The 11,642-nt window shown below is 74.8% G+C and carries 1 protein-coding gene; it reads left to right on the forward strand.

Annotation, left to right across the window (positions count from 1 at the left end; genetic code table 11):
- Positions 1 to 23 precede the first annotated feature (23 nt).
- Entirely contained in the window at positions 24 to 11,636 is an 11,613-nt protein-coding gene (locus ACFWJO_RS00490) for an SDR family NAD(P)-dependent oxidoreductase (protein ID WP_386862627.1), read from the forward strand.
- The last annotated feature ends 6 nt before the right edge of the window (positions 11,637 to 11,642 follow it).

Raw genomic sequence — 11,642 nt, forward strand, 5'->3', positions numbered from 1 at the left:
ACCAAGAGGAGAGTTGACGTCGAATGACGAACGAGGACAAGCTCCGCGACTACCTCAAGCGGGTGACCGCCGATCTGATGCAGACGCGGGAACAGCTGAGCCAGGTCGAGGCCGAGCGGCACGAGCCCATCGCCATCGTCGGCATGGCCTGCCGCTACCCCGGCGGGGTGCGCTCACCGGAGGACCTGTGGCGCGTCGTCGCGTCGGGCACCGACGCCATCTCGCCCTTCCCGGAGAACCGGGGCTGGGACACGGCCGCGCTGTTCGACCCTGACCCGGAGCGCACCGGCAGGACGTACACCCGGGAGGGCGGGTTCCTGCACGACGCCGACCGGTTCGACCCGGCGTTCTTCGGGATAAGCCCGCGCGAGGCGCTGGCCGTCGACCCGCAGCAGCGGCTGCTCCTGGAGACGGCGTGGGAGGCCTTCGAGCGGGCCGGCATCGACGCCCGTACGCTGCGCGGCAGCCGCACCGGGGTGTTCGCGGGGGTGATGTACGGGGACTACGGCGGCCGGATCCGCCAGGCCCCGGACGGCCTGGAGGGGTACATCGGCACCGGCAGCGCCGGGTCGATCGCCTCCGGCCGGCTCTCGTACACCTTCGGTCTGGAGGGTCCCGCGGTCACGGTCGACACCGCGTGCTCGTCGTCTCTGGTGGCGCTGCACCTGGCCGTCCAGGCGCTGCGCAACGGTGAGTGCGACCTCGCGCTGGCGGGCGGTGCGACGGTCATCGCGACGCCGGGGCTGTTCGTCGAGTTCAGCCGCCAGCGGGGGCTGTCGGCGGACGGGCGCTGCAAGGCGTTCGCGGCCGCGGCGGACGGCACCGGGTGGGGCGAGGGCGTGGGCCTGCTGCTGGTGGAGCGGCTCTCGGATGCGCGGCGCAACGGGCACCACGTCCTGGCCGTGGTCCGCGGCTCCGCCGTCAACCAGGACGGGACGAGCGGACAGCTGTCCGCGCCGAACGGGCCGTCGCAGCAGCGGGTGATCCGGCAGGCGCTCGCCGACGCGGGGCTCACCACCGCCGATGTGGACGCGGTCGAGGCGCACGGCACGGGGACCCGGCTCGGCGACCCGATCGAGGCGCAGGCCCTGCTGGCCACGTACGGCCAGGGGCGGCCGGCCGGACGGCCGCTGTGGCTGGGGTCGCTGAAGTCCAACATCGGGCACACGCAGGCGGCGGCCGGCGTCGGCGGCATCATCAAGATGGTGGAGGCGATGCGGCACGGCGTCCTGCCGCGGACCCTGCACGTGGACGAGCCGTCGCCGCACGTCGACTGGTCGGCGGGCGCGGTCGAACTCCTCACGGACGAGGTGGTGTGGCCGGAGGCGGAGCGGCCGCGACGCGCGGCCGTGTCGTCGTTCGGCATCAGCGGTACCAACGCGCACGTGATCCTGGAGCGGCCCGAGGAGTCCGCCGCCCCGGGCGCGGCGGACGGGCCGGACGGTGCGGCGGGTGCCGTACCCGCGCCGTGGCTGCTGTCGGGTCACAGCGAGGAAGCGCTGCAGGAGCACGCCGGTCGGCTGCGGACGTATCTGGAGACGCACGAGGACGCCGAACTCGACGCCGTGGCCCATGTGCTGGCGACGGGTCGGTCGCACCAGGACCACCGGGCGGTCGTCACCCACTCCGGCAGGGAGGACCTGCGCGAGGCCCTGGAGGCGGCTGCTCAGGGCGAGCCGCACCCGAACCTGGTCCGGAACGTGGTGGGTCCGCTGGGCAAGACGGTGTTCGTCTTCCCCGGCCAGGGCTCCCAGTGGGACGGCATGGCCCGCGAACTCCTCGCCACCTCACCCGTCTTCGCCGAACACCTCACCGCCGCCTCCGACGCCATCCAGACCCACACCGGATGGAACCTCCTCGACATCCTCAACAACACCCCCAACACACCCGACAACCCCGACACCCCGCCCATCGACCGCGTCGACGTCATCCAACCCGCCCTCTTCGCCATCATGACCAGCCTCGCCAAACTCTGGCAGCACCACGGCATCCACCCCGACGCCGTCATCGGCCACTCCCAAGGCGAAATAGCCGCCGCCCACATCGCCGGCGCCCTCACCCTCGACGACGCCGCAAAAATCGTCACCCTCCGCTCCCGCACCCTCCTCCACCTCGCCGGCACCGGCGGCATGGCCCACATCCCCCTCCCCGCCCATCACACCACCACCCACCTCACCCCCTACGACGACCTCCACATCGCCGCCCACAACGGCCCCCACTCCACCGTCATCGCCGGAAACACCACCCAACTCCACCACCTCGTCACCACCCTCCAGAACCAGAACATCCGCGCCCGCACCATCGACGTCGACTACGCCTCCCACACACCCCACGTCCACCCCCTCCACCACCACATCACCCAACTCCTCCACGACATCACGCCGAGGACGAGCACGATCGCCTTCCACTCCACGCTCAGGGGCGGGCCGATCGACACCGCGGGTCTCGACGCCGACTACTGGTACGAGAACCTCGCCAGCCCCGTCCTGTTCCACCCCACGCTCCAGGACCTCGTCCGTACCGGCCACACGACGTTCGTGGAGGCGAGCCCGCACCCGACGCTGACCACCGCCATCCAGGACACCCTGGACGCGGACCCGGGCGACCTCGTCCCGCTCGTCACGGGCACGCTGCGGCGCGACGAGGGCACCCTGGCCCGCTTCCACCAGTCACTCGCCGCCCTCCACACCCACGGCGCACCCGTCACCTGGCACACCACCCCCACCACCGCCACACCCCCCACCGACCTGCCCACCTACCCCTTCCAGCACCAGCGCTACTGGCTGGAGGACGCGGCGACCGGCGGAGACCCGGAGAGCCTGGGGCTGCACACCACCCGTCACCCCCTGCTCGGCGCGGCGACCACGCTCGCCGACGGGGACACCCTGCTGCTGACCGGCCGGATCGCGGCCCGTGCCCACCCCTGGCTGGACGAGGCCGTCCTCAACGGCACCGTCCCCTTCGAGCTGGCCCTCCAGGCGGCCCGTGTACTCGGCGGTCTCCACCTCGCGCGGCTGTCGCTCGGCGACGCCGTCGCGCTGCCCCCGGCCGGCGGGGTCGACGTCCAGCTCACCGTGGCCGCGCCCGGGGAGGAAGGGGAGCGCGAGTTCACCCTGCACGCCCGGCCGTACGAGGACGGGGCCGACGACGACGCCCTGCACCGCCCGTGGACGGCACTCGCCTCGGGCCTCCTCTCCGAAGCGGCGGCGCGGGCCGTGCCCGCGGTCCCCGACGACGGCGTGCGGGCGGAGGTCACGCTGCCCGAGGAGACGGTGGGCGAGGCGACGCGGTACGGCCTGCACCCGGCCCTGCTCGACTCCGGGCTGAGGGCCGCACTCGACGAGCTCGACCAGGACGTCGTACCGGCCGAGTGGCGGGACGTGACCCTGCACGCCGTGGGCGCCGGGGCCGTCCGCGTGGTGCTCGTGGCCCGCGGCGAGGCGTACGAGCTGCACGTCCACGACGCCGAGGGCGCACCGGTCGCGACCGTCGCGTCCGTCACCCTGCGTCCGCTGCCCCGGACCTCCGGGGCCCGCCACGACTGGCTGCTCGGACTCGACTGGCAGGCGCTCGGGTCCGTACCGCGGCCGTCGGCCGGGGTCGGCGGCTGGGGACTGGTCGGTGCCGGACTCCCGGGCGTGGCCGAGGTGTTCGGCACCGCTCCGGTGCCCGTCCCCGCGTACGGCTCCGAGGACTCCGGTCCGCCGGAGGCACCCGACCCCGGCGCGGAGGCCGGCGCGCCCCCCGGCCTCGTCCTCCTGCCGGCGGTCGACGCGGCGGGGCTCCTCCCCCACCTCCAGGGGCTGCTGGCCGCCCCGTGGGCGGCGGCGACCCGGCTCGTCGTGCTCACCCGGCACGCCGTGGCGACCCACGCGGACGAGGTGCCGGACCTGGCGCCCGCCGCGGTGTGGGGGCTCGTCCGGGCCGTGCAGTCGGAGCACCCCGGGCGGGTCGTCCTGCTCGACCTCGACGGCGCGGCCGGCTCGCTCGCCGCGCTGCCGGGTGCCCTTGCCGCCGATGAACCCCAACTGGCCGTACGGGAAGGCGAGCTGCTCGTTCCGCGGCTGATCCGCAGCCGACCCGCCGACTTCGCCGACGCTCCGCTCCCCGCTCCCCCGGTGGGCGGCGGGGCCGGTGGCACGGTGGTCGTGTCGGGTGACGGCGATCTCGCGGAGGCGGCCGCGCGTCACTTCGTCGAGGTGTGCGGGCTCCGGAGCCTGCTGCTGCTCGGTACGGCTCCCGACTGGGCGGAGGCGTACGCCGCCGACGGTGTCGCCGTACGGACCGTCGCGGGCGGAGCGGCGGACCGGGACGGGCTCGGCGCCGCCCTGGCCGCGCTGCCCTCCGACGGACGGCCGGTGGCCGTCGTCCATGTGGCCGAACCGGTCGAGGGCGGCGTCCTGGCGTCCACCGATCCGGCGGCGTTCGCCGAGGCCCTGCGGGCCGAGGCCGACGCGACCTGGAATCTGCACGAGCTGACCCTCGAACTGGAGCCGGCCTCCTTCGTCCTGCTGACCCCGGACACGTCCGGAGTCCTCGGCGGAACCGGGCGCGCACTGGCCGCGGCGCTCGGCGCCCACTTCGACGCCCTCGCCGGCCACCGCCGCGCCCTCGGCCTGCCGGCCGTCTCCGTGGCGTGGGGTCCGCGCGAGGCGGCCGGCGCCGACTCGCGCGGCCTGGTCCCGTTCGGCACCGGCCAGGTCGGCGACCTGCTCGCGCTGGCCGGCCGCGCCGAGCACCGCGCCGCGCTCACCGCCGCCCGGCTGGACCGGGCCGTGCTCGTGGAGCGCGCCCGCGCGGGGCTGCTGCCGCCGGTCCTCGGCTCCCTGGTGCACGCGGTACGCGACGCGGCGGCCACCGGTACCGCCGGGGCGGCCGGCTCCCTCGCGTCCTCGCTGGCCGCGCTGCCGGAGGCCGAGCAGCTGCGCACCCTGCTCGATCTGGTGAGGACGCAGGTGGGCGGGGTGCTGGGGCACTCGGCGCGGGACACCGTGGACCCCTCGCGTGCCTTCAAGGACCTGGGGTTCGACTCGCTGACCGCCGTCGAACTCCGCAACCGGCTGAACACCGCGACCGGTCTGCGGCTGCCCAGCACGCTCGTCTTCGACCATCCCTCACCCTCGGCGCTCGCCGCCCATCTGCGGGCCGAGCTGCTCGACGGGGTCGCCGCGGACCCGGCCGCCCGGGCGGGCACGTCCGGGAGGGGCGCGTACGCCGGGGAGCCGATCGCGATCGTGGCGATGGCCTGCCGCTACCCGGGCGGTGTGCGGTCGCCGGAGGAGCTGTGGCAGGTGGTCGCGTCGGAGAGCGACGTCATCTCGCCGTTCCCGGCCAACCGCGGCTGGGACCTGGACCGGCTGTTCCATCCCGACCCGGCCCACCCGGGCACCTCGTACGCCCGGGAGGGCGGATTCCTGCACGACGCCGACCAGTTCGACCCGGCGTTCTTCGGGATCAGCCCGCGCGAGGCCACCAGCATGGACCCGCAGCAGCGGCTGCTCCTGGAGACCGCCTGGGAGGCGTTCGAGCGGGCGGGCATCGACCCGGCGTCCCTGCACGGCTCGCGGACCGGGGTCTTCGCGGGCGTCGTCTACACGGACTACGGCTCGCGGGTGAAGCTCCCGGCCGACATGGAGGGATACCTCGGGATCGGCAGCGCCGGGTCGATCGCCTCCGGAAGGATCGCCTACACCCTCGGCCTCGAGGGTCCGGCGGTCACCGTGGACACGGCCTGCTCGTCGTCGCTGGTGGCCCTGCACCTGGCGGTGCGGTCGCTGCGTGACGGCGAGTGCGATCTCGCGCTGGCGGGCGGTGCGACGGTGCTCGCCAACCCGGACATCTTCATCGGTTTCAGCCGCCAGCGCGGCCTGGCGCGGGACGCCCGCTGCAAGGCCTTCGGGGCGGGCGCCGACGGCACCGCGTTCGGCGAGGGCGTGGGCCTGCTGCTGGTGGAGAGGCTTTCGGACGCGCGGCGCAACGGGCACCAGGTGCTCGCCGTCGTCCGGGGAACGGCCACGAACCAGGACGGCGCCAGCAACGGCATCACCGCGCCGAACGGGCCGTCGCAGCAGCGGGTGATCCGGCAGGCGCTCGCCGACGCGGGGCTCACCGGCGCGGACGTGGACGCCATGGAGGCCCATGGGACGGGCACGACGCTCGGCGACCCGATCGAGGCCCAGGCGATCGTCGCGACGTACGGGCAGGACCGGCCGGCCGACCGGCCGCTGTGGCTCGGCTCGCTGAAGTCCAACATCGGACACACCCAGGCCGCCGCCGGCGTCGGCGGCGTCATCAAGATGGTCGAGGCCATGCGCCACGGCCTCCTGCCCCGGACCCTCCACGTCGACGAACCGACCCCGCACGTCGACTGGTCGGCGGGCGCCGTCGAACTCCTCACCGAGGCGCGCGAGTGGACGGCCGACGGGCGCCCGCGGCGGGCCGGCGTGTCCGGGTTCGGCATGAGCGGGACCAACGCCCACGTGGTGCTGGAGGAGGCTCCCGCGTACGAACCCGCGGAGGAGCCCTCGTCCGAGCCCGAGCCCGGGCCGGGGGACGGTCAGGGCGCCGGCGGCGCGGAAACGCGCCCCTGGCTGCTGTCGGGCCACAGCGAGGAAGCGCTGAAGGCGCAGGCGAGCGGCATGCTGGCCTGGCTGGAGTCGAAGGACGACGCCGATCTCGGCGCGGTGGCCCATGTGCTGGCGACGGGGCGGTCGCACCAGGACCACCGGGCGGTCGTCACCCACACGGGCCGGGACGAGCTGCGGGCGGGGCTCGAGGCCCTGGCCGCCGGGACGGCGCACGCCGGTCTCGTCGAGGGTTCGGTCGGTCCGCTGGGCAAGACGGTGTTCGTCTTCCCCGGCCAGGGCTCCCAGTGGGACGGCATGGCCCGCGAACTCCTCGCCACCTCACCCGTCTTCGCCGAACACCTCACCGCCGCCTCCGACGCCATCCAGACCCACACCGGATGGAACCTCCTCGACATCCTCAACAACACCCCCAACACACCCGACAACCCCGACACCCCGCCCATCGACCGCGTCGACGTCATCCAACCCGCCCTCTTCGCCATCATGACCAGCCTCGCCAGACTCTGGCAGCACCACGGCATCCACCCCGACGCCGTCATCGGCCACTCCCAAGGCGAAATAGCCGCCGCCCACATCGCCGGCGCCCTCACCCTCGACGACGCCGCGAAAATCGTCACCCTCCGCTCCCGCACCCTCCTCCACCTCGCCGGCACCGGCGGCATGGCCCACATCCCCCTCCCCGCCCACACCACCACCACCCACCTCACCCCCTACGACGACCTCCACATCGCCGCCCACAACGGCCCCCACTCCACCGTCATCGCCGGAAACACCACCCAACTCCACCACCTCGTCACCACCCTCCAGAACCAGAACATCCGCGCCCGCACCATCGACGTCGACTACGCCTCCCACACACCCCACGTCCACCCCCTCCACCACCACATCACCCAACTCCTCCACGACATCACGCCGGTCCCGTCGACCGTGGCCTTCTACTCCACGCTCACCGGCGGTCTCGTCGACACCAGCACCCTGGACGCCGACTACTGGTTCCAGAACCTCGCCAACCCGGTTCTCTTCCACCCGACGCTCAGCGCGCTCGTCGAGACCGGCCACACCACCTACGTCGAGGCGAGCCCGCACCCGACGCTGACCACCGCCATCCAGGACACCCTCGACGCGGACTCCACCGATCTCACCCCGCTCGTCACGGGCACCCTCCGCCGCAAGGAAGGCACCCTGGCCCGCTTCCACCAGTCGCTCGCCGCCCTCCACACCCACGGCGCACCCGTCACCTGGCACACCACCCCCACCACCGCCACACCCCCCACCGACCTGCCCACCTACCCCTTCCAGCGCCGGCGCTACTGGCTGGAAGGCCCCGCCGCGCACAGCGACGCCGGCAGCCTCGGCCTGGACGCCTCGGACCACCCCTTCCTCACGGCGGTCACGACGCTCGCCGACGAGGGCACGCTCCTGCTCACCGGCCGCGTCACCGCCGCCTCGCACCCGTGGCTCGCCGACCACGCCGTGAACGGCAGCGCGCTGCTGCCGGCCACCGCGCTCCTGGAGCTCGCGCTGCGGGCCGCCCACCGGCTCGACACCAACCGGATCGAGGAACTCACCCTGGAGGCACCGCTGTTCGTGCCCGAGCGCGGCGGCGTCCGGATCCAGGTGTCCGTGCAGGCACCGGACGAGGCAGGCCTGCGCCGGATCGCGGTGCACTCCCGCCCCGACTCCCCCGACACCGGCCCGGACGCCGACGGGCCCGCGGCCGAGAGCGCGTCCGAGCCGTGGACCCGGCACGCCACCGGCGTCCTGGCCCCGGCGGACGAGGGCACGGGCGCGGAACCGTCACCTGCCACGGCGTCCTGGCCGCCCGCGGGCGCCGAACCGCTCGACGTGGACGGTCTGTACGACGAACTGGCCGCTCTGGGCTACGAGTACGGTCCCGCGTTCCAGAACCTGAGCGCCGCCTGGCGGGCCGGGGACACCGTCCACGGCGAGGTGGCCCTGGCGCCGGAACACCACGACGACGCGGCGCGGTTCACCCTGCACCCGGCGCTCCTCGACTCCGCGCTGCACACCATGGGGCTCGGCGACTTCCTCGGCGACGGCATACGACTGCCGTTCTCCTTCAGCGGGGTCTCGCTGCGCGCCACGTCCGCGACCGCGCTGCGGGTCACGGTGGCCCCGGGCGCGGGCGGCGAGGACTCGGTGTCCGTGTCGGTCGCCGATCCCGGCGGCGCGCCCGTCCTGTCGGTGGACACGCTGACCCTGCGACCGGTGGCACCGGGGCTCTTGTCCTCGGGGCCGCGCCCGTCCGGCGAACGGTCGTTGTACGAACCGGTCTGGACGGAGCCGGCCGAGCCGTCGGGGTCCCCGGCCGACCCGGGCGCGTACGAACTCCTCGACGCCACCGGCCCGTACGGAGGCGAGGGGCCGGAGGCGGTCCGCGCCGCCGTGGCGGACGTGCTCACCCGACTCCAGGAGTGGAGCGAACGGGACACGGACGGACGTCTGCTGGTGCTGACCCGGGGTGCTGTGACGGCCGGCCCGGGCGATGTGGCGGAGCTCGCGGCCGCCCCGCTGTGGGGTCTCGTACGCTCCGCCGCGACCGAGCACCCCGGCAGGATCGTGCTGGCCGACATCGACGACCCCGCTCCCGGCTCGGCCTCGCGGCGGGCGCTGGACGCGGCGGTCGCCACCGGGGAGCCGCAGTTCGCGCTCCGGGAGGGGCGGGTCCTCGTGCCCCGTCTCACGGCCGTGCCCGCGGGCGCGCCGCTCGCGCCGCCCGTGGAGGACGGGCCGTGGCGGCTCGCGACGCCGGGCGGCTCGCCGGACGACGTGTACGCCGCTCCCCACCCGGAGGCGGGCGCCGCCCTGGCCGAGGGCCAGGTGCGGATCCGCGTCCGCGCCGCCGGGCTGAACTTCCGGGACGTGCTGACCGTCCTGGGCATGGTGCCCGTCGGCGCACCGCTCGGCACGGAGGCCGCCGGCACGGTCCTGGAGACCGGACCGGGGGTGGACGATCTCGCCGTCGGAGACCGGGTGTTCGGGCTCGTGCCCGGCGCCGTGGGGCCGGTGGCCGTGGCCGACCGGCGGCTGATCGCCCGGATCCCCGCCCCTTGGTCGTTCGCGCAGGCGGCCGGTGTCCCGGCCGTGTTCACCACCGCGTACTACGGGCTCGTCGAGCTGGCCCGGCTGAAGGCCGGGGAGAAGGTGCTGATCCACTCCGCCGCCGGCGGCGTCGGACTCGCCGCGCTCCAACTGGCCCGCCATCTGGGGGCCGAGGTCTTCGCGACGGCCGGTCCGGCCAAGTGGGGCGCGCTGCGCGCGCTCGGCGTCGCCGGCGACCGGCTCGCCTCCTCCCGTACGACCGATTTCGAGGAGTCCTTCCGCGCCGCCACCGACGGTACCGGCGTGGACGTCGTCCTGAACTCGCTGACCGGCGAGTTCATCGACGCCTCGCTGCGGCTCCTCGGACCCGGCGGCCGGTTCGTGGAGATGGGCATCGCCGATCCGCGCTACCCGGAGGCGGTGGCCGCCGCGCGGCCGGGTGTCGCCTACCAGCCGTTCGAGCTGCTCGACATGGACCCGGAAACCGTGGGCGCGGTCCTGGCCTCGGTGCTCGACCTGTTCGAGCGGGGCGCCCTGGAGCCGCTGCCCGTGACCACCTGGGAAGCCGGACGTGCGCCGGAGGCGTTCCGCTGGTTCGCCCAGGCCCGTCACGTCGGCAAGGTCGTCCTCACCCTGCCGGCGCCGGCCTCCGACGGGACCGTGCTGATCACCGGCGGCACCGGCACGCTGGGCGCGGCGCTGGCCCGGCACCTGGTGACCGCGCGCGGTGCCCGCCACCTGCTGCTGACCGGCCGTCAGGGCCCGCAGGCGCCCGGGGCGGAAGCGCTGCGGGACGAGCTGGAAGCCCTCGGGGCGCGCGTGCGGATCGTCGCCTGCGACGCCGCCGACCGCGAAGCACTGGCGGCGCTGCTCGCCTCGGTCGACCCGGAGCATCCGCTGACGGATGTCGTCCACGCGGCCGGCGTCCTCGACGACGGGGTGCTGGCGTCGCTGACGCCGGAGAAGACGGAGGCCGTGCTGCGTCCGAAGGTGGACGCGGCGTGGCATCTGCACGAGCTGACCCGCGGCCTGGATCTGTCGTCCTTCGTCCTGTTCTCCTCCGCCTCCGGCCAGCTCGGCGGCGCGGGCCAGGCCAACTACGCGGCGGCGAACGTCTTCCTGGACGCGCTGGCCGGTCACCGGCGCCGGCTCGGCCTGCCGGCCGTGTCGCTGGCCTGGGGCATGTGGCGGGACGCGAGCGGGATGACGGGTCATCTCGCGGACGCCGACCTGGCCCGGATCGGCCGGGGCGGCCTGGTCGCGATGACCGTGCCCGAGGGCATGGCGCTCTTCGACGCCGCGCTCGACGCGGGGCGGCCGGTCCTGGTTCCGGCCCCGCTGGACCTGGCGGCACTGCGGTCCCGCCCCGAGGGGATCCCGGCGGTGCTGCGCGGCCTCGTGCGGGGCCCGGTCGTACGGCGGGCCGCGCAGGCGGCTCCGGGATCGGCGGGGAGTCTGGCGGACCGGCTGGCGGAGCTGCCCGGGCCGGAGCGCGAGCGGGTGCTGCTGTCCCTCGTACGCGACTCCGTGGCGGCGGTCCTGGGGCACACGGCGCACGAGGGGATCGCGGCGGACCGGGCGTTCAAGGAGATCGGCTTCGACTCGCTGACGTCCGTGGAGCTGCGCAACCGGATCGCCGCGGCGACCGGACTGCGGCTGCCGACGACCCTGGTGTTCGACTTCCCGACGCCGCAGGCGCTGGCCGGGCGGCTGCTCGCGCTGCTGGCGCCGACCGACCCGGCCGCCGATCTGGACCGGCTGCTGGCCTCCGTGACCGTCGACAGCCCGGACTTCCCGGTGCTGCGGGAGCGGCTGCGGGCCGCGCTGTGGCGCTGGGAGGAGGAGGCCGCTCCGGCGGGCTCCGCCGGCGGGTCCGAGGGCGACAGTGGTGCGCCCGACCTGTCGGACGCGACCGACGAGGAACTGTTCCGCGCACTGGACGGTGAGCTGAACGGCGAGCTGGACGGGGAATTCGATGCCTCCTGAACCGCT

It is taken from the genome of Streptomyces sp. NPDC127092, assembly GCF_042722475.1.
Taxonomy (GTDB): Bacteria; Actinomycetota; Actinomycetes; order Streptomycetales; family Streptomycetaceae; genus Streptomyces.

What these genes read in the sequence shown, in the direction of transcription:
- ACFWJO_RS00490 (WP_386862627.1), top strand. Translation starts at nt 24, where the DNA reads ATGACGAACGAGGACAAGCTCCGCGACTACCTCAAGCGGGTGACCGCC.